Annotated in this window: 16 protein-coding genes; 7 read left to right on the forward strand and 9 right to left on the reverse strand. The window is 63.9% G+C overall.

Annotated elements, in window-relative coordinates; all coding sequences use genetic code 11:
• Positions 1-61: 61 nt before the first annotated feature.
• Positions 62-727, forward strand: a complete 666-nt coding sequence (locus tag NRG23_RS30625; RefSeq protein WP_009049820.1) for a LexA family transcriptional regulator — start codon at positions 62-64, stop codon at positions 725-727.
• 56 nt (positions 728-783) lie between these two features.
• Here the strand turns inward: NRG23_RS30625 and NRG23_RS30630 are convergent, their stop codons facing one another.
• The 4 genes from NRG23_RS30630 to NRG23_RS30645 form a co-directional block, all read right to left on the reverse strand.
• Positions 784-2,727, reverse strand: coding sequence for an acetyl/propionyl/methylcrotonyl-CoA carboxylase subunit alpha (locus tag NRG23_RS30630; RefSeq protein ID WP_257373213.1), 1,944 nt, complete (start codon positions 2,725-2,727; stop codon positions 784-786).
• Positions 2,727-3,542 carry a gamma-carboxygeranoyl-CoA hydratase gene (locus NRG23_RS30635; protein WP_016701921.1) on the reverse strand — a complete coding sequence of 272 codons (816 nt, stop codon included), beginning with the start codon at positions 3,540-3,542 and terminating at the stop codon, positions 2,727-2,729. The genes NRG23_RS30630 and NRG23_RS30635 overlap by 1 nt, the downstream gene beginning before the upstream one ends.
• A gap of 17 nt (positions 3,543-3,559) precedes the next feature.
• Positions 3,560-5,164 (reverse strand): carboxyl transferase domain-containing protein, encoded by a 1,605-nt coding sequence (locus NRG23_RS30640; RefSeq protein WP_124340460.1) that lies wholly within the window; start codon positions 5,162-5,164, stop codon positions 3,560-3,562.
• Between the two features lie 106 nt (positions 5,165-5,270).
• Positions 5,271-6,434 (reverse strand): isovaleryl-CoA dehydrogenase, encoded by a 1,164-nt coding sequence (locus NRG23_RS30645; protein ID WP_009049816.1) that lies wholly within the window; start codon positions 6,432-6,434, stop codon positions 5,271-5,273.
• Positions 6,435-6,686: 252 nt separating this feature from the next.
• On the opposite strand from NRG23_RS30645, the gene NRG23_RS30650 reads away from it, so the two are divergent.
• Positions 6,687-8,381 carry an AMP-binding protein gene (locus NRG23_RS30650; RefSeq protein ID WP_257373214.1) on the forward strand — a complete coding sequence of 565 codons (1,695 nt, stop codon included), beginning with the start codon at positions 6,687-6,689 and terminating at the stop codon, positions 8,379-8,381.
• Between the two features lie 653 nt (positions 8,382-9,034).
• On the opposite strand, the gene NRG23_RS30655 is transcribed toward NRG23_RS30650, so the two are convergent.
• From NRG23_RS30655 to NRG23_RS30665, 3 genes are all read right to left on the reverse strand, one after another.
• Positions 9,035-9,934, reverse strand: a complete 900-nt coding sequence (locus NRG23_RS30655) for a hydroxymethylglutaryl-CoA lyase (RefSeq protein WP_009049814.1) — start codon at positions 9,932-9,934, stop codon at positions 9,035-9,037.
• 156 nt (positions 9,935-10,090) lie between these two features.
• Entirely contained in the window at positions 10,091-10,495 is a 405-nt protein-coding gene (locus NRG23_RS30660; RefSeq protein WP_007929654.1) for a MerR family DNA-binding transcriptional regulator, read from the reverse strand.
• A gap of 168 nt (positions 10,496-10,663) precedes the next feature.
• On the reverse strand, positions 10,664-11,590 hold the full coding sequence (locus tag NRG23_RS30665) for a LysR family transcriptional regulator (protein ID WP_009044615.1): 927 nt from the start codon (positions 11,588-11,590) through the stop codon (positions 10,664-10,666).
• Positions 11,591-11,767: 177 nt separating this feature from the next.
• On the opposite strand from NRG23_RS30665, the gene NRG23_RS30670 reads away from it, so the two are divergent.
• The gene (locus tag NRG23_RS30670) at positions 11,768-12,997 is read left to right on the forward strand and encodes an acyl-CoA dehydrogenase (RefSeq protein ID WP_257373215.1); all 1,230 of its coding nucleotides are present in this window, start codon (positions 11,768-11,770) and stop codon (positions 12,995-12,997) included.
• Positions 12,998-13,090: 93 nt separating this feature from the next.
• Here the strand turns inward: NRG23_RS30670 and NRG23_RS30675 are convergent, their stop codons facing one another.
• Complete coding sequence (locus NRG23_RS30675; protein ID WP_257373216.1) at positions 13,091-14,473, reverse strand: phosphate ABC transporter substrate-binding/OmpA family protein; 1,383 nt, start codon at positions 14,471-14,473, stop codon at positions 13,091-13,093.
• Between the two features lie 250 nt (positions 14,474-14,723).
• Here NRG23_RS30675 and NRG23_RS30680 point away from each other — a divergent pair, with 250 nt between their 5' ends.
• On the forward strand, positions 14,724-15,050 hold the full coding sequence (locus NRG23_RS30680) for a YegP family protein (protein WP_009049811.1): 327 nt from the start codon (positions 14,724-14,726) through the stop codon (positions 15,048-15,050).
• A gap of 57 nt (positions 15,051-15,107) precedes the next feature.
• Here the strand turns inward: NRG23_RS30680 and xthA are convergent, their stop codons facing one another.
• Positions 15,108-15,920, reverse strand: coding sequence for an exodeoxyribonuclease III (gene xthA, locus NRG23_RS30685; protein WP_016701913.1), 813 nt, complete (start codon positions 15,918-15,920; stop codon positions 15,108-15,110).
• Positions 15,921-16,142: 222 nt separating this feature from the next.
• Here xthA and NRG23_RS30690 point away from each other — a divergent pair, with 222 nt between their 5' ends.
• The 3 genes from NRG23_RS30690 to NRG23_RS30700 all read left to right on the forward strand — a co-directional run bounded on the left by NRG23_RS30690 (position 16,143) and on the right by NRG23_RS30700 (position 22,261).
• On the forward strand, positions 16,143-16,793 hold the full coding sequence (locus NRG23_RS30690) for an N-acetyltransferase (RefSeq protein ID WP_009049809.1): 651 nt from the start codon (positions 16,143-16,145) through the stop codon (positions 16,791-16,793).
• Positions 16,794-16,856: 63 nt separating this feature from the next.
• A complete protein-coding gene (locus NRG23_RS30695; RefSeq protein WP_009049808.1) occupies positions 16,857-18,584 on the forward strand; it encodes an autotransporter assembly complex family protein in 1,728 nt (575 codons plus the stop codon).
• Positions 18,581-22,261, forward strand: a complete 3,681-nt coding sequence (locus NRG23_RS30700) for a translocation/assembly module TamB domain-containing protein (RefSeq protein ID WP_257373217.1) — start codon at positions 18,581-18,583, stop codon at positions 22,259-22,261. The genes NRG23_RS30695 and NRG23_RS30700 overlap by 4 nt, the downstream gene beginning before the upstream one ends.
• Positions 22,262-22,336: the final 75 nt, after the last annotated feature.

Genomic DNA, 22,336 nt, shown 5'->3' on the forward strand with positions numbered 1-22,336 from the left:
GGTTTCAAATACTACAACTTGTGTGTTGAGGGCGGAAATACACAACGTATTGTTCCGGTCCATGGACAAATGGATCGAGTTGGTTAAATCCAACATGAAGGACCGCAAGGTCACACAAGAAAAGCTCGCGGAGCGCCTGGGCATGTCCCAGGGCGGCATCGGCCATTGGCTGAGCAAACGGCGCCAGCCGAAGATCGAAGACATGAACCGCGTGCTGGAAGAAATCGGCCTGGGTTTTCTCGAAGTCGCGCTGGTGATCCGCGAAAAACCACAGGTGGATGACGAGGGCCAGTTGCTGCTGGAAGGGCCGTCACTGGTGCAGAAGTACAACCCGTACTTTCGCTACCCGGTCAGCGACTGGCGGGGCGTTGGCGAGGTGCGCGAGGCCGGTGGCGCGGGCTACGCCGCCGAGCGTTACGAGCTCTCCGACTACCAGGCCGAAGGCTCGGCGTTCTGGCTGGTCGTGGTGGGCGACGCGATGATTGCCCCGAGTGGCCTGAGCATCGCCCAGGACATGTTGATCCTGGTGGATCCGGCGGTGGAAGCGGTTCCCGGCAAGCTGGTGATCGTGCAATGCCCGGGCAGTACCGAAGCGATTTTCCGCAAGCTGGTGGAAGAGGGTGGGCAACGTTATCTGGTGCCGTTGAATCCGACTTATCCGAAGACGCTTTACAGCGATGAGTGTCGGATTATTGGTGTGGTAGTGCAGGCTACCGCTAAATTCTGACGTAAAAATACGATCGTTCCCGCAAGGCTGCGGGAACGATCTTCTGCCTCAGGAGCTTATTCCAGCTCCACCAGGGCACTTCCCTCACTGACCATCTCGCCTTCCTGGCAATACAGCGCCTTGACCACCCCGGCTTGCGGTGCGCGGATGCTGTGTTCCATCTTCATCGCCTCCAGAACCACCAGTTGCGCGCCGGCTTCGACACTCTGCCCGGCCTGCACCAGGACCCGCACGATGCTGCCGTTCATGGGCGCGGTCAGGCCGCCATGATGACTGTGGCTGGCCTCCACCGCGGCAATCGGGTCATAGGCCGTGACCCGGTGCATCTCGCCCTGCCACTGCAGGTACAGGCTGTCGCCCTGGCGAATCGCCCGGTGCTGCTGGCGCAGTCCCTTGTGTTCGATCGACAGCTGTTCGCCGTGCAAGGCAATGGCCGCGTTGGTGTCCAGCTTGATCGCCCGGTCCTGGCCCTCGCAGTCGAGGTGCAGCACGGTTTCCCGCGGCAGGCCGATGCGCAGGCCATTGGCCTTGGCCCAGGGGGAATGACGGTCGTCGACGCGCAGCTGGTCCGGCTGGCTCTGGGCGAACGCCTGGGCGGCGGCTTGCCAGAACTCGTCGCTCAAGGCGGTGGCCGGTGGCAGCAACTGATCCTGATAACGCGGGATAAAGCCGGTATCCAGCTCGGCGGCGGCGAAGGCCGGGTGGGCGATGATGCGCCGCAGGAACGCCAGGTTGGTCTTCAGCCCGCCGATGGCGAACTCGTCGAGCATCCCCAGCAGGCGCAAACGCGCCTGCTCGCGGTTCTCGCCCCAGGCGATCAGCTTGCCGAGCATCGGGTCGTAGAACGGCGACACGCTGTCGCCTTCCTCGACGCCGCTGTCCACTCGCCGTCCAGGGCCCGCCGCCGATTCGCGGTACAACGCCAGGCGCCCGGTGGCCGGGAGGAAGTCGTTGCCCGGGTCCTCGGCGTACAGCCGCACTTCGATCGCATGCCCGATCAGCGGCACCTGATCCTGGGTGATCGGCAGCGCTTCGCCCTGGGCCACGCGGATTTGCCAGGCCACCAGGTCCAGCCCGGTGATGGCTTCGGTGACCGGGTGCTCCACTTGCAGGCGGGTGTTCATTTCCATGAAGAAGAATTCGCCGCGGGCGTCCAGCAGGAACTCCACGGTGCCGGCGCCGACGTAACCTATGGCCTGCGCCGCGCGTACCGCGGCTTCGCCCATGGCCTTGCGCTGTTCGGCGCTCAGGCCGGGGGCCGGGGCTTCTTCAACGACTTTCTGGTGGCGCCGCTGGATCGAGCAATCGCGCTCGTTGAGGTACAGGCAGTTGCCGTGCTGGTCGGCGAACACCTGGATCTCCACGTGGCGCGGCTTGAGCACATACTTTTCCACCAGCATCCGCGAGTCGCCGAAGGACGACTGCGCCTCCCGCTGGGCCGAGGCCAGGGCTTCGGCCAGCTGGCTGACGTCCTCCACCACTTTCATGCCCTTGCCGCCACCGCCGGCGGTGGCCTTGAGCAGCACCGGGTAGCCGATGCGTTCGGCGGCGACACGGAAGGTTTCCAGGTCCTGGGCTTCGCCGTGATAACCGGGGACCAGGGGCACGCCGGCGGTTTCCATCAGCGCCTTGGCCGCCGACTTGCTGCCCATGGCGTCGATGGCCGACGCCGGCGGGCCGAGGAAGATCAGGCCGGCGGCTTCGATGGCGCGGGCGAAGCCGGCGTTTTCCGAGAGAAAGCCGTAGCCGGGGTGAATCGCCTGGGCGCCGCTGGCCTTGGCGGCGGCGATCAGTTTGTCGATCTGCAGGTAGCTGTCGGCGGCCTTGCTGCCGCCCAGGTCGACGCGCAGGTCGGCTTCGCGGCTGTGGCGGGCGTCACGGTCGGTGGCGCTGTGCACGGCCACGGTGGTCAGGCCCAGGGCCTTGGCGGTGCGCATCACGCGGCAGGCGATCTCGCCGCGGTTGGCCACCAGCAGGGTGGTCAGGACAGGGGCGCTCATCAACGCGGCTCCTTGGTGGTCGGGGCGGGCTGCCAGCTGGGCGGGCGTTTTTGCAGGAAGGCGCGCAGGCCTTCCTGGCCTTCGGGGCTGACGCGGATGCGGGCAATGGCGTTCTCGCAGTAGCGACGCAGGGCCGGGGTCAGGGCGCCGTTGCCGACTTCGCGCAGCAGGTCTTTGCTGGCGCGCATGGCGCACGGGCTGTTGAGCAACAGGTTGTCGATCCACGACGCCACTTGTTGCTCCAGCTCGGTTGCCGGGTAGCTTTCCGACAGCAGGCCGATTTCCCGGGCCCGCTGGCCGCTGAAACGCTCGGCGGTCAGGGCGTAGCGGCGTGCCGCGCGTTCGCCGATGGCCTGCACCACGAACGGGCTGATCACTGCCGGGGCCAGGCCGATGCGGACTTCCGACAGGCAGAACTGTGCGTCGTCGGCGCCGATCGCCATGTCGCAGCAACTGATCAGGCCCAGGGCGCCACCAAAGGCCGCGCCTTGCACCACGGCCAGGGTCGGGATCTTCAGCTTGGCCAGGTTGTACATCAGCTCGGCCAGCTCGCGGGCGTCGTCGAGGTTGGTGTGGTAGTCGAGTTCGGCCGACTGCTGCATCCAGGCCAGGTCGGCGCCGGCGCTGAAGTGCTTGCCGCGGCCGCGCACCAGCAAGAAGCGCAGGGCCGGATCGCTTTGCACTTGATCCAGGGCGAGGATCAGTTCGCGGATCATTTCGGCGTTGAAAGCGTTGTTCTTTTCTTCACGGCTGAGCCACAGGGTGGCGAAACCACGCGGGTCCTTCAGCAGTTCCAGGGTGTTGAAGTCGTTCATGTCGATTGCGCTCCGGGTCACATGCGGAACACGCCGAAGCGGCTCTGTTCGATAGGGGCGTTGAGGGACGCGGACAAGGCCAGCGCCAGCACGTCGCGGGTCTGCGCCGGGTCGATGACGCCGTCGTCCCACAGCCGGGCGCTGGAGTAATACGGATGGCCCTGGTGCTCGTACTGATCGAGGATCGGCTGTTTGATCTCGGCTTCCTGGGCGGCGCTGAAAGTCTGTCCGCCACGTTCGGCCTGCTCGCGCTTGACTTGCACCAGCACCCCGGCGGCCTGCTCGGCGCCCATCACGCCGATCCGCGCGTTGGGCCACATCCACAAGAAGCGTGGGTCGTAGGCGCGGCCGCACATGCCGTAGTTACCGGCGCCGAAGCTGCCGCCGATGATCACCGTGAACTTCGGCACCTTGGCGCAGGCCACCGCGGTCACCAGCTTGGCGCCGTGCTTGGCGATGCCGCCGGCTTCGTATTTCTGCCCGACCATGAAGCCGGTGATGTTCTGCAGGAACAGCAGCGGGATGCCGCGCTGGCAGGCCAGCTCGATAAAGTGCGCGCCTTTCTGCGCGGCCTCGGCGAAGAGGATGCCGTTGTTGGCGAGGATGGCGATCGGGTAGCCGTGCAGGTGGGCGAAGCCGCACACCAGGGTGGTGCCGAACAGCGCCTTGAACTCATCGAAGACCGAACCGTCCACCAGCCGCGCGATGACTTCGCGCACATCGAAGGGTTGCTTGGCGTCCGCCGGAATCACCCCGTACAGCTCGTCGCTGGCATACAGCGGGGCGATCGGCGCGCGTTGCTGCAACTCGCCCTGCTTGCGCCAGTTGAGGTTGGCGATGCTGCGCCGGGCCAGGGCCAGGGCGTGTTCGTCGCTGTCGGCGTAGTGGTCGGCGACACCGGAGATCTTGCAGTGCACATCGGCGCCGCCGAGGTCTTCGGCGCTGACCACTTCACCGGTGGCGGCCTTCACCAGCGGCGGGCCGGCGAGGAAGATGGTGGCCTGTTCGCGGACCATGATCGCTTCGTCGGCCATGGCCGGCACGTAGGCCCCGCCGGCGGTGCAGGAACCCATGACCACGGCGATCTGCGGGATGCCCTGGGCGCTCATGTTGGCCTGGTTGAAGAAGATCCGCCCGAAGTGCTCGCGGTCGGGGAACACCTCGTCCTGGCGCGGCAGGTTGGCGCCACCGGAGTCCACCAGGTAGATGCAGGGCAGGCGGTTCTGCTGGGCGATGGCCTGGGCGCGCAGGTGTTTTTTCACGGTCAGCGGGTAGTAGGAGCCGCCTTTCACCGTGGCGTCGTTGGCCACGATCATGCATTCGACACCCTCTACCCGGCCGATGCCGGCAATCACCCCGGCGGCCGGTACGTCTTCGCCATACACCTCATACGCCGCCAGTTGGCTGATTTCGAGGAAGGGCGAGCCCGGGTCGAGCAGGCGGTTGATACGCTCGCGCGGCAGCAGCTTGCCGCGCGAGGTGTGCCGTTCCTGGGCCTTGGCGCCACCGCCTTGCTGGACCTGGGCGAGCAGGGTGTGCAGGGCATCGACCTGGGCCAGCATGCTGGCAGCGTTCTGCGCGAACTCTGGTGATTTCGGGTTGAGCTGAGACTTCAGAATCATTGGGGCTCCCAGCGCAGCTCGAAGCGACAAGCTTCAAGCTGCAAGAGTAAATCGGCGTTACGGCAGCTATGGCTTGCCGCTTGTAGCTCGCAACTTGCAGCTGCTCTTACTTCGTCTCGTTAAAGAGTTCGCGACCGATCAGCATGCGGCGGATCTCGCTGGTGCCAGCGCCGATTTCATACAGCTTGGCGTCGCGCAGCAGGCGGCCGGCGGGGAATTCGTTGATGTAGCCGTTGCCGCCGAGGATCTGGATCGCGTCCAGGGCCATCTGGGTGGCGCGTTCGGCGCTGTAGAGGATCACCCCGGCGGCGTCCTTGCGCGTGGTCTCGCCGCGTTCGCAGGCCTGGGCCACGGCATACAGGTAGGCGCGGCTGGCGTTGAGCTGGGTGTACATGTCGGCGACCTTGCCCTGGATCAGCTGGAACTCGCCGATGCTCTGGCCGAACTGCTTGCGGTCGTGGATGTAGGGCACCACCAGGTCCATGCAGGCCTGCATGATCCCGGTCGGGCCGCCGGAGAGCACCACGCGCTCGTAGTCCAGGCCGCTCATCAGTACCTTCACGCCGCCATTGAGCACGCCGAGGATGTTTTCTTCCGGCACTTGCACGTCATCGAAAAACAGCTCGCAGGTGTTCGAGCCGCGCATGCCCAGCTTGTCGAACTTGTTGCTGCGGCTGAAGCCTTTCCAGTCGCGCTCGACGATGAACGCGGTGATGCCGTGCGGACCCTTTTCCAGGTCGGTCTTGGCGTAGATCACGTAGGTGTTGGCGTCGGGGCCGTTGGTGATCCAGGTCTTGCTGCCGTTGAGCACGTAGTGGTCGCCGCGCTTGTCGGCGCGCAGCTTCATCGACACCACGTCGGAGCCGGCATTGGGTTCGCTCATGGCCAGGGCGCCGATGTGTTCGCCGCTGATCAGCTTGGGCAGGTATTGGCTTTTCTGTGCGTGGTTGCCGTTGCGGTTGATCTGGTTGACGCAGAGGTTGGAATGGGCGCCGTAGGAGAGGGCGACCGAGGCCGAGCCACGGCTGATTTCTTCCATGGCCACCACGTGGGCCAGGTAACCCAGGCCGGCACCGCCGTATTCTTCCGGCACGGTGATGCCCAAGAGGCCCATGTCGCCGAACTTGCGCCACATGTCGGCGGGGAACAGGTTGTCGATGTCGATCTGTGCCGCCCGTGGCGCCAGCTCGGCCTTGACGAAGGCCTGCACCTGGTCGCGGAGCATGTCGATGGTTTCGCCGAGGGCAAAGTTCAGGGTCGGATAGCTCATGGGGGCACCTTCAAACTTGTTTTTATGTAAGGGAGTCGGGCTGTGGAGAGCGGCTGATTCGGCTCTCACCTTTACGTTAACGTAAGCCTGCGACGGGTGGCTGTCAATCACCCTTTACGTAAACGTCAACTTGCGCGAATCTGTAGGAGCCGAGCTTGCCGGCGATGAAGGATCACGCGGTCGTATAGCGACATCGCGGCGCTCCAATCGCGGGCAAGCCTCGCTCCTACAATAAAGACAATAGGGGTCATCATGGATCAACCCGCACCCGCGCCGGGGCGCAGCTACACTCGCGGCACCCAGGACAAAGCCTTGCTGGCGCTGACCATCGGTCAGGCGTTCGATCGCACGGTGGCGTCATACCCTCGGGGCGAAGCCCTGGTGGTGCGTCATCAGCAGCTGCGCTACAGCTGGCAGCAGCTGGCCGAAACCGTCGATCTGCATGCCCGGGCGCTGCTGGCCCTGGGGCTCAGGACCGGCGACCGGCTGGGCATCTGGGCCCCCAATTGTGCCCAGTGGTGCATCAGCCAGTTCGCCAGCGCCAAGATCGGCGCGATCCTGGTGAACATCAACCCGGCTTACCGCAGTTCCGAGCTGGAATACGTGCTCAAGCAGTCCGGTTGCCAGTGGCTGGTGTGCGCCGGTGCGTTCAAGACCTCCGACTACCACGCCATGTTGCAGGGCCTGGCACCCGAGCTGGCGCAGCAGTCCATCGGCCAGCTACAGAGCGAGCGCCTGCCGGATTTGCGCGGCGTGATCAGCCTCGACGCGCAGCCGCCGTCGGGTTTTCTGCCCTGGTCGCAGCTGGCCGACCTGGGGGCCGGCGTCAGTGTCGAAGCGCTGCGCGAACGCCAGGACAGCCTGGACCCCGACCAGGCGGTGAATATCCAGTACACCTCCGGCACCACCGGTTTCCCCAAGGGCGCGACCCTCAGCCACTACAACATCCTCAACAACGGCTATATGGTCGGCGAGAGCCTGGGCCTGGGCCACGAGGACCGCCTGGTGATTCCGGTGCCGCTGTACCACTGCTTCGGCATGGTCATGGGCAATCTGGGCTGCGTGACCCACGGCACCACCATGATCTACCCCAACGATGCCTTCGATCCGCTGCTGACCCTGAGCGCCGTGGCCGAGGAAAAGGCCACCGGGCTGTATGGCGTGCCGACCATGTTCATCGCCATGCTTGACCTGCCACGGCGGGCCGAGTTCGACCTGTCGAGCCTGCGCACCGGGATCATGGCCGGGGCCACCTGTCCGATCGAGGTGATGCGCCGGGTGATCAGCGAGATGCACATGAGCGAAGTGCAGATCGCCTACGGCATGACCGAAACCAGCCCGGTGTCGTTGCAGACCGGCCCGGCGGACGACCTCGAACTGCGCGTGACCACGGTCGGCCGCACCCAGCCGCAGCTGGAAAGCAAAATCATCGACGAGGCGGGTAATATCGTGCCGCGCGGCACCATCGGCGAGCTGTGCACCCGCGGTTACAGCGTGATGCTGGGCTACTGGAACAACCCGCAGGGCACGGCTGAAGCCATCGACCAGGCCGGCTGGATGCACACTGGCGACCTGGCGACCATGAACGAGCAGGGTTACGTGTGCATCGCCGGGCGCAACAAGGACATGATCATCCGCGGCGGCGAAAACATTTATCCGCGCGAACTGGAGGAGTTTTTCTTCACCCATCCGGCGGTGGCCGACGTGCAAGTGATCGGCATCCCGTGCTCGAAATACGGCGAAGAGATTGTCGCCTGGATCAAGTTCCACCCCGGCCACACGGCCAGCGAGGAGGAGCTGCAGGCCTGGTGCAAGGAGCGTATCGCTCACTTCAAGACGCCGCGTTACTTCAAGTTCGTCGAGGAGTTCCCGATGACCGTGACCGGCAAGATCCAGAAGTTCAGGATGCGCGAGATCAGCATCGAGGAGTTGCGCGGGCATTCCTGATGTCATCGCGAGCAAGCTCGCTCTTTGTAGGAGCGAGCTTGCTCGCGATAGCGACCCCAAGGTCGCCGCCGAATCAGGGAAGAAAACAGGAATGGCAGAAAGCACAAAGGGGAGCCGAAGCTCCCCTTTAATTTTGTCGTTGCGTGCTCTTTTTTATTATTGAGGGGCGGTCTGTTGTTGTTTTTGGCAACCGTTACCCTTTACCGCTGTTTTTGGCGATCCCCATCCGGGATCAAGAGCAAACGTATTTTTTTGAGCGCTGATCTATTTTCTCGCTTGAGCGACCAACCAGTTCGGGAGCTACCTTGGGGTAGTTTTATTGTTCTCTGCCCGGTTGCGGGTGGCTCTTGTTGTTGAAGACACCCTGGAAAACACATCCTCTCCAAAAAAATCTGTTAGCTGCGTCTCTGCCGTGTTGTTTTTGTTATGTCAGAGTCGTTTCGTCTTATTTTTATTAGCTTTGCTGCTTTTTATTCTTGTTATGCCAGAGATATAGCAGAAGCCATGCCAACTTTTTAAAATCCTTTAAAATCAATGGTTTGATAAAAACGGCATTTCATCTGTACCGCTAGAAAATCGACAAACTGTTTCCGTGTTACCCGTTTCGAGCGTGCGCCAGAGCAGTCGGTAACACCCTGAAACAGGCAACCCCCTCAACCTGGGTAACGGGCCTTGGCGACGCGCGAGCCGGTGGGCCGCCCCAGCACGGAGCAGATCTGCTGGCCGGCGAGGATCAGGCGCTCCATGTCGATACCAGTTTTGATGCCCAGCCCATTGAGCAGGTACAGCACGTCCTCGCTGGCGACGTTACCGCTGGCGCCCTTGGCGTAGGGGCAGCCGCCGAGCCCGGCGATGGAGCTGTCGAACACCGCGATGCCTTCCAGCAGGCTGGCGTAGATATTGGCCAGGGCCTGGCCGTAGGTGTCGTGGAAGTGCCCGGCGAGCTTGTCCCGCGGGACATGGGCGGCCACCACCTCGAACATCCGCCGGGTAGCGCCGGCGGTGCCGGTGCCGATGGTGTCGCCCAGGGACACTTCGTAGCAGCCCATGCTGTACAGCTCGCGGGCGACCACGGCGACCTGTTCCGGCGCCACCTCGCCTTCGTAAGGGCAGCCCAGCACACAGGACACGTAACCGCGCACGGTAACGCCATGCTGTTTCGCCGCCTCCATGATCGGCACGAAGCGCTCCAGGCTCTCGCTGATGGAGCAATTGATGTTGCGCTGGGAGAAGGACTCGGAGGCGGCGGCGAACACCGCGACCTCCTTGACCCCGGCGGCCACGGCATCTTCGAAGCCGCGCAGGTTCGGGGCGAGGGCGCCGTAGGTCACTCCCGGCTTGCGCTGGATTTGCGCGAACACCTCGGCGGACCCGGCCATCTGCGGCACCCATTTGGGCGAGACGAAACTGCCGACTTCTATGTAGCCGAGCCCGGCCGCGCTCAGGGCATCTACCAGTTGCACCTTGTCGGCGACGCTGATGGGCTGGGCTTCGTTCTGCAAACCGTCGCGAGGACCGACTTCGACCAGGCGCACATGGGTGGGGAGGGACATGGGGCTTTACCTTTTATATGTAGGGCCGCTGATGTAGCCGCTGCCGCAGGCTGCGATCGTCGACGAAGTCGACGCAAAACCAGGCGCTACGGTCTGTCTGGCAGATTATCTGTGTTACTGGTGCGGCCGCTTTGCGGGCGACCGTAATCGGGGCGGTTACTGCACGGCGCTTTTCTGATTCTGGATGGTCTGCTCCAGCGCCTGGGTGCAGCGCTCTTCCGCGGTGTCCAGCTCCAGCTTCATCTGTTCGATGTCCAGCAGCTGTTGTTCCAGCTGTTCACGGCGCTCGGCGATTTTCGCCAGCATGCTGTGCAGCTGCTTCAGGTTGCCGCTGCTGGGATCGTAGAGTTCGATCAGCTCGCGGCACTCGGCCAGGGAGAAGCCGATGCGCTTGCCGCGCAGGATCAGCTTCAGGCTGACCTTGTCCCGTGGCGAGTAGATGCGTTCCTGGCCACGGCGTTCGGGGGCGAGCAGGCCTTGTTCTTCATAAAAACGGATGGCCCGGGTGGTGATGTCGAGCTCGCGGGCGAGGTCGGAAATGCTGTAGGTCTGGCTGCTCATGGGGGCACTCGAAAAAGGTCTTGGCGTTAAGCTAATTCGAGGTTGACGTATACGTCAAGCAAGATGAAACCCTATCCGTAGGAGCGAGGCTTGCCCGCGATGGGTACGTTGAGGTTTCCCTGAACCACCACGTTCTTCCTTATCGCGGGCAAGCCTCGCTCCTAGCGGTCACTTTTCGAGTTTTTTCTCGTGGGCTGTCACCTGCTGGCACAGCTCGATCATCTGCTCGCGCATCCAGCGGTTGGCCGGGTCCTGGTCGGTGCTTTCGTGCCAGTAGAGGTGGGTTTCCAGCGGCGGCACGTCGTTGACCGGCAGGTTGAACGCCTGCAGGTCATGGCGCCGGGCGAAGCGCTCGGGCACGGTCATGACCATGTCGGTCTGTTGCAACACTTGCGAGGCCATCAGGTAATGCTGGGAGCGCAGGGCGATCTTGCGCTGGATGCCCATCTTGCCCAACGCCAGGTCGACATAACCCAGGCCGCTGCGGCGACTGGAAATGTGGATATGGGTCAGCGACAGGTAGTCGTCGAGGCTGAGTTTTTCCTTGTTCGCCAGCGGGTGGCTCTTGCGCATGGCGCAGACGTAGCGGTCTTCCATCAGCTTGACGTGGCGGACCTGCGGGTCGGTGTTGAGCGGGGCATCGACGGCGAAATCCAGGCGGCCGGCGGCCAGTTCCTTGGTGGTTTCCCGGCGCTTGGACAGGAAGCTCTCGATGATCACCGTCGGGGCCAGGCGCCGCAGGCGCTGGAACAGCGGCGGCAGGATCACCGCCTCGGTCAGGTCGGTCATGCTGATGCGGTAGGTCTTGACCGCCTGCAAGGGATTGAAGATGCGGCTTTCCTGCACCGACACCCGCAGCAGCGACAGGGCGTTGCGCACCGGGCCGATGATGTTCTGCGCCATGGGCGTGGGCACCATGCCCTGGGCGGTCCGCACGAACAGCGGGTCGTTGAAGGTCTCGCGCAGGCGGGCCAGGGCGTTGGAGACAGCAGGCTGAGTGATGCCGACGATCTGCCCGGCGCGGGTCAGGTTGGCTTCGGTGTAGATCGCGTCGAAGACGATGAAAAGGTTGAGGTCGACCTTGCTCAGATTCATTGCGCTGCACTCTTATTGTTAGGGTCGGGAGGGATGGGTTGATGGCCTGCCTGATCAGTCAATCATATATCGGTGATGAATGTTAATACACGCCGAGAATAGGCTAGGTAAATTTTCGTAAGCTGTTCTAGCATCGGTTCCATGCCCTCAACCACCTTGCCAAGAAGGTAGCTGCCCATGGATTTCGCCTATTCACCCAAGGTTCAGGAACTGCGTGAGCGCGTGACCGCGTTCATGGACACTTATGTCTATCCGGCTGAAGCCGTGTTCGAGCGCCAGGTCGCCGAAGGCGATCGCTGGCAGCCGACGGCGATCATGGAAGAGCTCAAACTCAAGGCCAAGGCCGAGGGCCTGTGGAATCTGTTCTTGCCCGAGTCGAAACTCGGCGCCGGCCTGACCAACCTCGAATACGCGCCGCTGGCGGAAATCATGGGCCGTTCCCTGCTGGGGCCGGAACCCTTCAACTGCTCGGCACCGGACACCGGCAACATGGAAGTGCTGGTGCGTTACGCCAATGAAGAGCAGAAGCAACGCTGGCTGGAGCCGCTGCTGCGCGGCGAGATCCGCTCCGCCTTCGCCATGACCGAGCCGGACGTGGCATCGTCCGACGCCACCAACATGGCCGCCCGCGCCGTGCGTGATGGCGACGAATGGGTGATCAACGGCAAGAAGTGGTGGACCTCGGGGGCCTGCGACCCGCGCTGCAAGATCCTGATCTTCATGGGCCTGAGCAACCCGGACGCACCGCGCCACCAGCAGCACTCGATGATCCTGGTGCCGGTCGACACCCCCGGGGTGAAGATTGTCCGGCCGCTGCCGGTGTTCGGTTACGACGACGCCCCCCACGGCCATGCCGAAGTGCTGTTCGACAACGTGCGGGTGCCGTACGAGAACGTGCTGCTGGGCGAGGGTCGTGGCTTCGAGATCGCCCAGGGCCGCCTTGGCCCGGGCCGGATTCACCACTGCATGCGCTCGATCGGCATGGCCGAGCGCGCACTGGAGTTGATGTGCAAGCGTGCGGTGAGCCGCACCGCGTTCGGCAAGCCGCTGGCGCGCCTGGGCGGTAACGTCGACAAGATCGCCGATTCGCGGATGGAGATCGACATGGCGCGCCTGCTGACCCTGAAGGCGGCGTACATGATGGACACCGTCGGCAACAAAGTGGCGAAAAGCGAAATCGCCCAGATCAAGGTGGTGGCGCCGAACGTGGCCTTGAAGGTGATCGACCGGGCCATCCAGATTCATGGCGGGGCCGGGGTCTCCAACGATTTCCCGCTGGCCTACATGTACGCCATGCAACGCACCCTGCGCCTGGCCGACGGCCCGGACGAAGTGCACCGCGCGGCTATCGGCAAGTTCGAAATCGGCAAGTACGTGCCCAAGGAAATGCTGCGCAGCGGGCATTAAAAACGATCGTGGGCTCCGCTCCTACAGAATCTTCCGTAGGAGCGAGGCTTGCCCGCGATAATGTCCTCGATTACGCCGCCGATTTTCCCTCCCTCAATACACCCAGACCTCCACCCGCCGATTCTTGATCCGTCCCTCGTCCGCGGTATTGGCCGCGACCGGCATCTGCGCGCCAAAACCGCGGATCTCGCGCAGCACCACACCGTTTCTCACCAGTTCCCGGCGCACGGTCATCGCCCTCAGCTTGGACAGCAGCGCCGCGCGTGCCGGATCGTTCTTGGCGTCGCCGAAGCCGACCAGGGTCACGCGCTTGGCTAGTTTGTCGTGGCGCTTGAGAAAATCCAGGACCCGTGTCAGATCCTGGTGCGCCTTGTTGTCGAGGGTGGCGCTGCCTTCCTCGAAGCGAAAGTTCACGGTCAGGCGCTGCGCCTGCCGGGCGATGGCCTGGTACTCCTCGGGCATCTGCGGGGCGGGGGTGACGCTCATGGCCAGCACCGTCTGCGCGATAAAACCGTTGGCCGCGACTATCGCCTGGCCCCTGGGGCTCTGGGCGAAACGTACCAGGGCGCGGGCCCAGGGGTTTTGCTCGTCGGGTGACAGGTAGAAGTACAGGCGCCGTGACAGCGGGTAGTCCTCGGTGGCGATCAGGCTGTCGAGGGGTAACATTGGTTGCGAGCCGCCGTCGACGATCGCCACGGCCTTGGCCTGGCGCACATAAGGCAGGCCGATAAAACCGATGCCCTGGGGATCGTGGCTGACCGCGTCGGAGAGCTGCTCGCTGGACTCGAAGCGTTGCGCCGTGACGCTGAGGTTCTTGCCGCGTTGGGCCAGCACCAGCTCCTTGAAGGTGTCGTAGGTGCCGGAGCGATCATCGCGGGCGTACAGGTGAATGGCACCGCCGATGCCGCCCAGTTCTTCCCAGGTTTTCACCTCACCGCTGAAGACCCGCGCCAGTTGTTCGGTGTCCAGCCGCGTCAGCGGGTTTTGCGGGTGGAGGATGATCGCCAGGCCATCGATGGCGATCACCTGTTCGGCCTCGGGATCTTTCAGGTCGCCGAGGGCTTCCAGTTCCACCAGTTCGCTGTCCTTGATCGGTCGTGACGCGGCGGCGAGGTCGGCGCTGGCGTTCTTCAACGCGGCAAAGCCGGTACTGGAGCCATGGGCGGCGATCTCGACGAACACGCGCCGGCCCTGGGCATCCTGGCCGGTCAACCGACGCTCGTTGTCTTTGCCTGAGGCCTCGATCCGGATGTCGAGCAAACCCTGTTCCTGCATCAGGCCCTTGACCAGGGCCGGGCCCAGCGCGGCACCGATGGTGTTGGAACCCTGGATGCGCAGCACCGGCTGGTCGCCGCCAGCCAGGGGCAGGGCGGCGAACACCGACCAGGGCAGGGCGTAGCAAACGAAGCCGACCAGCAGCAGGCAGAGGGTTCGGCACCAGAGGTCCCGTTCACTGACGGTACAAACGCGTGACATGCGGCAATGGCCTTCTATGGCGGGAGCGAGTGCGGCGAGATTAAGTCAGGGAGGTGACGGAGATATGACGGTTGATGCGGGTAATCAGAGTCTTCTCGTGGCTTTTCGGAATGCTCTTAAAGACCCGGCACGGCTGGCTCAGTACAGTTGAAAACTTTGTCTGGAGGGGAATTGGCGCAAGCCGATTCTCGTCTTCACCAGGCGTCGATGCAGCCCTGGCTGCAATTTGCTTGTGTCAAAGGAGTATGAAATGAGTGGCTGGTTCGAGCTGAAGCAATATGGCAGCGGAGGTTTCAGGTTCTTGCTGAAGTCCAAGGACGCGCAGACCATGCTTCAAAGCGACCGTTACCCTTGTCGTGAGAGTGTCGAGGCAGCCATCGCGCTGTTGCGCAAGCACTGCACGTCCCCGGGTAGTTACGAAAAGAAGATCGCCCCTGGTGGCAAATCCTACTTCAATCTCAAGGCCGGCAAGGAGGTGATCCTGGTCAGCCACCTGTATGACTCGGAGCCGACCCGTGAGTCCGCCATCGAGGCCATCATGCAGGCCGGCACCAGCACCCGGGTCGAGTTGTGTTGAGACGCTGAAGCCATAAAAAAAAGCCCATCGCAGGATGGGCTTTTTTGTGCCTGGCGATCAGCTCAGTTCGAGCCAGATCGGTGCGTGGTCGGAAGGCTTTTCCATGCCGCGCAGGTCGTAGTCGACCCCGGCATCCTTGATCCGTGGCAGCAGGCCGCGGGAGGCCATGATCAGGTCGATGCGCAGGCCGCGCTTGGGCTCGTCCTCGAAACCGCGGCTGCGGTAGTCGAACCAGCTGAAGCGATCGACCACCTCGGGATTGAGGTGACGGAAACTGTCGACCAGGCCCCAGTTCTTCAGGCGGTCCATCCACTCGCGCTCTTCCGGCAGGAAGCTGCACTTGCCGGTTTTCAGCCAGCGTTTCATGTTGTCCGGGCCGATGCCGATGTCGCAGTCTTCCGGGGAAATGTTCACATCACCCATGACCACCAGCGGCTGCTCGTTGCTGAAACGGGTTTCCAGCAGGTGCTGCAGGTCGCTGTAGAAACGCTGCTTGGCCGGGAACTTGGTGGGGTGGTCGCGGCTTTCGCCCTGGGGGAAGTAGCCGTTCATGATGGTTACCTGGGTGCCGTTGGCGTCGACGAAGGTGCCCCAGATAAAACGCCGCTGGGCGTCTTCATCGTCACCGTCGAAGCCTTTGTACAGGTCCAGTGGCGCCTGGCGCGAAAGCAGGGCGACGCCGTAGTGGCCTTTCTGCCCGTGGAAATTCACGTGATAGCCCAGCGCCTGGACTTCGGCCAGGGGGAACTGGTCGTCCGATACCTTGGTTTCCTGCAGGCCGATGATGTCCGGTTGATGCTTTTCGATCAGCGCCGCCAGCTGATGGGGGCGGGCGCGCAGCCCGTTGATGTTGAACGAGACGATCTTCATGGTCGGCAGTCCTGGCAAAACTGCGATGCTAGCCGACAAGTCGCGCGGCGGCCAGCGTGGCGGCGTGGCGGCTGCGCTGCTAAGGTCCATGAGCAGCGCAGCGTAGTGGAACGATCGCGGGCCTGGAAGGCTCGTAGCTATGAAGCACATCAAGAACTGGCACATGTTCGCCGCCATTCAGCGCGGCCACTTCAAGCCGGCCCCAGGGGGAGACCCATCGCCATGCCTGAAACCTCGACTGCCATCGCCGACATTCATATGCTCGACAGCGGCTACGCGCGCGAAGCCCGTTCCCTGCTGTACCAGGCTTATCGCCACGAGCCGACCTTCGCCTATCTGTTCGAGTCCGAACGCCCGGGTTACGAGCAGCGGGTGCGGGCCACGGTGCGGGAGCTGGTCAAGCAGCACTTCATTCAGGACCTGCCGGCCATTGGCCTGCTGGTCAACGACCGGCTGATCGGCATCGCCCTGATCGCGCCACCCCAGCGTCGCCTGGGCATTACCGAGAGCTGGGCCTGGCGCTTGCGCATGGTGCTCAGTACCGGTTTCCGTTGCACCCGGCGTTACCTGGACTATCACGCGGCAGTGCTGGGTTGCCTGCCCACCGACTCGGTGCACGTCCTGCCATTGCTGGGCGTGCACCCGCAGTTCCAGGGCAGGCATTTCGGTGAGCAGTTGCTGCAGGCGGTGCACAACTGGTGCGCGGTGGACGAGCATTCCCAGGGCGTGGTGCTGGACACCGGCAACCCGCGTTACCTGGCGTTCTATGAGCGCCAGGGTTACGAAGAGATTGGCGAGATCGCTGTCGGTCCGATCCGTGAGCACGTTTTCTTTCACGCCAACCCGCAGGTTCTGCAAAGCGCGACCGGCTGAACAGAACTTTCCTCACATTTGTGCGCTCTATCGGGCTCCCAGCTCGTGATAGCATTCGCGCCTATGAAGTTTTCAGGAAGATTCACCAGCGGCTTGTTGCTGCTGTTCACAAGCTGTGCGGCACTGGCGCAAAGCGAATTGGACGTCAGGGTCAAACCCTCCAACGATGAACTCAAGGCCAATGTGGAAGGCTACATTGGCGGGGTGGGCGATCGCGACGAGGAGGCGCTGCTGCGCTTCAGTCGTGGCGCCGAGGAGCAGGCCCGCAAGGCCGCCCAGGCCCTGGGCTACTACCAGCCGCAGATCAGCAGCGAAGTCAAAGGCGGCGAAAAGCCGCGTTTGGTGCTGAATATCGATCCTGGCGAGCCGGTGCACCTGCGCAACGTCACCATCCGGGTCGACGGCCCAGCGGCCTCCCTCAAGGGCTTTCGTGTGCCCAAAAGTGATCAGCTGAAAAGCGGCGCGGTCCTCAATCACGGTCATTACGAAGACGCCAAGCGGCTGATCCAGAACCAGGCGTCGCGCTACGGCTTTTTCAGCGGGCGTTTCACCCGGCAGAAGCTGGCCGTGGACCCCCAGGCCGGGGTGGCGGATATCGAACTGGTGTACGAAAGCGGTCCGCGCTACGCCCTGGGCAAGGTCAGTTTTGCCGGCGATACGCCGTTCGACGAAGACCTGCTGCAACGCATGGTGCCGTTCAAGGCCGGCACGCCCTACGATTCCGAACTGATCGCCGAACTCAACCAGGCGCTGCAATCGAGCGGCTACTTCGAAGGCGTGCGGGTCGACGCGGCGCCGACCGCGGCCGCCGCCGAGGTGATTCCGGTGGCGGTCCAGCTGGAAACCCGCAAGCCGCGCACCATGGGCCTGGGCCTGGGGTTTTCCACCGACGTCGGGCCGCGGGCCAAGGCCAACTGGACCCGGCACTGGGTCAATGCCCAAGGCCACAGCTATGGCTGGGAGGCGGAAATCTCCGCGCCGCGGCAGAACGTCGGCCTGTTCTACGACATACCGCTGGACCCGCCGCTGACCGACAAGCTGCGTTTTGCCGGCGGCTACCAGAACGAAGAAATCTCCAATACCGACACCCTGAGCAAGCTGCTCACCCTCGGTCCCGAGTGGCACAGCAAGTTGCCCAGCGGCTGGCAGCGGGTCATCTCGCTGAAGTGGCAGCGCGAGGAATATCGGCTTGGCGACGACTCGGGCCTGAGTACCCTGTTGATGCCCGGCATCAGTTATTCCTACCTGCGCAGCGATAACCGCATCGACCCGCACAATGGCTATCGCCTGCAATTCGACAGCAAGGTGGCCAAGGAAGGGCTGGGCTCGGACACCAACCTGCTGTATGGCACCGTGCTGCTCAAGGGCCTGACCACGGTGTGGGACAACCACCGGTTTCTTGGCCGGGTGCAGTTCGGTGGCAGCGCCACCAACGGTTACAAGAAGGTCCCGCCATCGCTGCGCTTTTTCGCCGGTGGCGATCAGAGCGTGCGTGGTTACGATTACCAGAGCCTGTCGCCGGAGAACTCCGACGGCGACCGGATCGGCGGGCGCTACATGGTGGCCGGCAGCGTCGAGTACCAGTACTCCATCGCGGAAAAATGGCGCCTGGCGACCTTTGTCGACCAGGGCAACTCCTTCGACAAACTTGAACTGCCGAACCTCAAGACCGGGGTCGGTGTCGGTGTGCGCTGGATCTCCCCGGTGGGGCCGATCCGTCTCGACCTGGCCCGTGCGCTGGACGACGACGGCGGCATTCGCTTGCACTTTTCCATGGGGCCAGAGCTGTGAAGCGTGGTTTGAAGATCGCGGCGCTGGCGCTGCTTGTACTGGTGGCGGTGCTGATACTGGCGCTGGCTTCGATACTCGGCACCCAGGCCGGCAGTCGCTGGGCCCTGGGCCTGGTGCCGGGCTTGACGGTGGAGAACTTCGCCGGCCGCCTGGGCGGGCAGTGGAGCGCCGATCACCTGTTGTGGCAGCAAGACAGCAGCCGGGTCGAACTCCAGGCGCCGAAATTCGCCTGGTCGCCGGCGTGCCTGATGCGCATGACCCTGTGCATCGAGCAACTGGACGTGGAGCAGGTCAGCCTGCAATTCCCGCCGGGTGCGGAAGAAGAAAGCAGCGGCCCGATCAGCCTGCCGGATCTGCAACTGCCCCTGGCTATCGAGCTGGGTCAGGTGCGGGTCGGCAGCCTGCAGTTCAATGGCGCCGAAGAGCTCAAGGGCCTGCAACTGGCGGCGCAGTGGACGGCCAAGGGCTTGCAGATCGACTCGGTGAGTCTGCAACGCGACGACCTCAGCCTCAAACTTTCGGGCTTGTTGTCGCCCAGCGGCGACTGGCCATTGAGCGCCACCGGTACCCTGACCCTGCCGGCGCCCGGCAGCGAACCCTGGGCGCTGGCGCTGAAGGTCGACGGCGACCTGTTGAAGACCCTCAAGCTTGCGGCCGACAGCAGCGGTTATCTGCAAGGCCGGTTGAGCGGTGAGCTGCAACCGCTGGCGGAGAACCTGCCGGCCGAGGTGCGGATCACCGCCGATGGCTTCAAGGCCAGCGCCGATCTGCCCGATACCCTGATGCTCAATCAGCTGGAACTGACCGGCAAAGGTGATCTCAAGGCGGGTTACCAACTGCTGGGCAAGGCCACCTTGCCGGCCGAGCAGGGGCCGGTGGCACTGGCGCTGCAAGGCAAGGTCGACGCCAAGGGCGCGCAGATCGCCGCGCTGGACCTGACCGCCAACGACAAGCAAAACCTCAAGTTGACCGGCCAGCTGGATTGGAGCCAGGGCCTGAACGCCGAAGCCAAGCTCGACTGGCTGGATTTCCCCTGGCATCGCCTGTACCCGCTGATCGAAGAACCCGCGGTGGCGGTGCGCCGTTTCAATGCTGAAGTCGCCTACCGCGATGGCAACTACCTGGGCAACTTCAAGGGCGACCTCGATGGCCCGGCGGGGGCGTTCAGCCTCAGCAGCCCGTTCAGCGGCGACCTGACGAAAATCTTCCTGCCCCAGTTCAAGCTGGCGGCCGGCCAGGGCAAGGCCGAAGGCCACCTGAACCTGCAATTCGCCGACGGCATCGCCTGGGATACCGCGCTGGATCTGTCGGCGATCAATCCGGCGTACTGGGTCGCCGAGCTGCCGGGTACGTTAGCTGGACCGCTGCGCAGCCAGGGCGAAATGAAGAACGAGCAACTCAAGCTCAACGCCGACCTCGACCTCAAGGGCAAGTTGCGCGGCCAGCCCGTGGTGCTGCAGGCCAAGGCCAAGGCCGATGGCGCTGGCGAGCAGTGGAACCTGAGCGCCCTGGACATCCGCCTGGGCGACAACCGCATCAACGGTTCCGGCCGCCTGCAACAACGCCTGGCCGGGCAGCTCGATATCAAGCTGCCACGTCTCGGCCAGCTGTGGCCCGAGCTGCGTGGCCAGCTCAACGGCCGCCTCGATGTGGCCGGCACCCTGAAGGCGCCGCAGGGCAAGCTCGACCTGCAAGGCCAGCAGTTGGTATTCGCCGACAATCGCCTGCAGAGCCTCAAGCTCGATGCCAACCTGGACAGCGCGCAACGGGCGCGGATCGACCTCAAGGGGGCCGGCATCCAGGTCGGCGAAACCTCGCTGGGGACGCTGACGGCCAGCGGCCAGGGCGATATCAAGAGCCAGAAGTTGCAACTGGACCTGCAAGGCCCGCAGCTCAAGCTGGCGCTGGGCCTGGATGGCAAGCTGGACCAGGGCAACTGGCGCGGACGCCTGGCCAGCGGCGATATCCAGACCGGTGGCCAGGACTGGAGGCTGCAAGCCCCGGCGAAGCTCGAATACCTGGCCGACGGCAAGCTCAATTTCGGCGCCCATTGCTGGGCCAGCGGCGATGCCAGCCTGTGTGGCGAGGATCAGCGGCTGATGCCCGAGCCCAAGTTGCGCTACCGCCTCAAGCAGTTCCCGATCGACAGCCTCGCGCAGTGGCTGCCCAAGGACTTCGCCTGGAAGGGCCGGCTCAATGCCGATATCCAGCTGGACGTACCGGCCGGCGGCCCGCAGGGGCGGATCCTGCTGGACGCCAGCGGCGGCACCTTGCGGGTCAAGGAAAAGCAGCAGTGGCTGGACTTCCCGTACCAGACGCTGAAACTCGACACCACCCTCAACCCCAAGCGTATCGACACGCAGCTGGCGTTCAGTGGCGGCAAGCTCGGTGAGCTGATGCTGCAGGCGCAGATCAATCCGTTGCCGAAAAACAAGCCGCTGTCCGGCGAGTTCCGCCTTAGCGGCCTGGACCTGGCGGTGGCGCGGCCGTTCGTGCCGATGGTCGAGAAGCTTGCCGGCACCCTCAATGGCAGCGGGCGCATCTCCGGTGGACTGCTGGCGCCGCAGGTCAACGGCAGCCTGGCGCTCAGCGGTGGCGAAGTCTCCGGTCCCGAATTGCCCATCAGCCTCCAGGACCTGCAATTGCAGGCGCTGATCGCCGGTGAAAATGTGCAGTTGAGCGGTGGCTGGAAGAGCGGCAAGGCCGGGCAGGGCAGCCTGAACGGCAATATCGCCTGGGGCCAGGCGCTGGTGGTGGACCTGAGCCTGAAAGGCTCGCAGCTGCCGGTCACCGTCGAGCCCTATGCGGTGCTGGACGTGGCGCCGGACCTGAAGATCTCGATGAAGGACGACAAGCTGGCGATCGCCGGCAAGGTCCACGTGCCCAAGGGCGAAATCACCGTTCGCGAATTGCCGCCATCGACGGTCAAGGTGTCGGACGACACGGTGATCATCGGCCACCAGACCGAGGAGGGCAAAGCGCCGATGGCCATGGCGATGGACATCGACGTGGTGGTCGGCGAGGACAAGCTCAGCTTCACCGGTTTCGGCCTGACCGCCAACCTGCAAGGCCACGTGCACATCGGCGACAACATGGACACCCGTGGCGAACTGTGGCTCAACGACGGCCGCTACCGCGCCTACGGCCAGCGCCTGACCGTGCGCCGGGCGCGCCTGCTGTTCGCCGGGCCGATCGACCAGCCGTACCTGGACATCGAGGCGATCCGCCAGACCGATGACGTGATCGCCGGGATCCGCCTCAGTGGCAGCGCCGAACAGCCGACCACGCAGATCTTCTCGGAGCCGGCGATGAGCCAGGAACAGGCGCTGTCCTACCTGGTGCTCGGGCGTCCCTTGAGCACCACCGGCGAGGACAACAACATGCTGGCGCAAGCCGCCCTGGGCCTTGGCCTGATGGGCAGCTCGAACATCACCGGCGGGCTGGCCAAGAACCTGGGGATCGAAGACTTCCAGCTCGACACCCAGGGCAGTGGCAACACCACCAGCGTGGTGGCCAGCGGCAATATCTCCGAGCGCCTCAGCCTGCGGTACGGGGTGGGGGTCTTCGAACCGGCCAACACCATCGCCCTGCGCTACAAACTGAGCAAAAAGGTCTACCTGGAAGCGGCCAGCGGCGTCGCCAGCTCGCTGGACATCTTCTACAAGCGCGACTTCTGATAGCGGTCGGCAAGCCCGTCCCCTTTGGCGAGGGGACGGGCTTTCGCCACCCCTCCAAGCGGTATTCCTCCCCCC

The sequence above is a fragment of the Pseudomonas sp. T8 genome (genome assembly GCF_024610635.1).
Lineage (GTDB): Bacteria > Pseudomonadota > Gammaproteobacteria > Pseudomonadales > Pseudomonadaceae > Aquipseudomonas > Aquipseudomonas chlororaphis_I.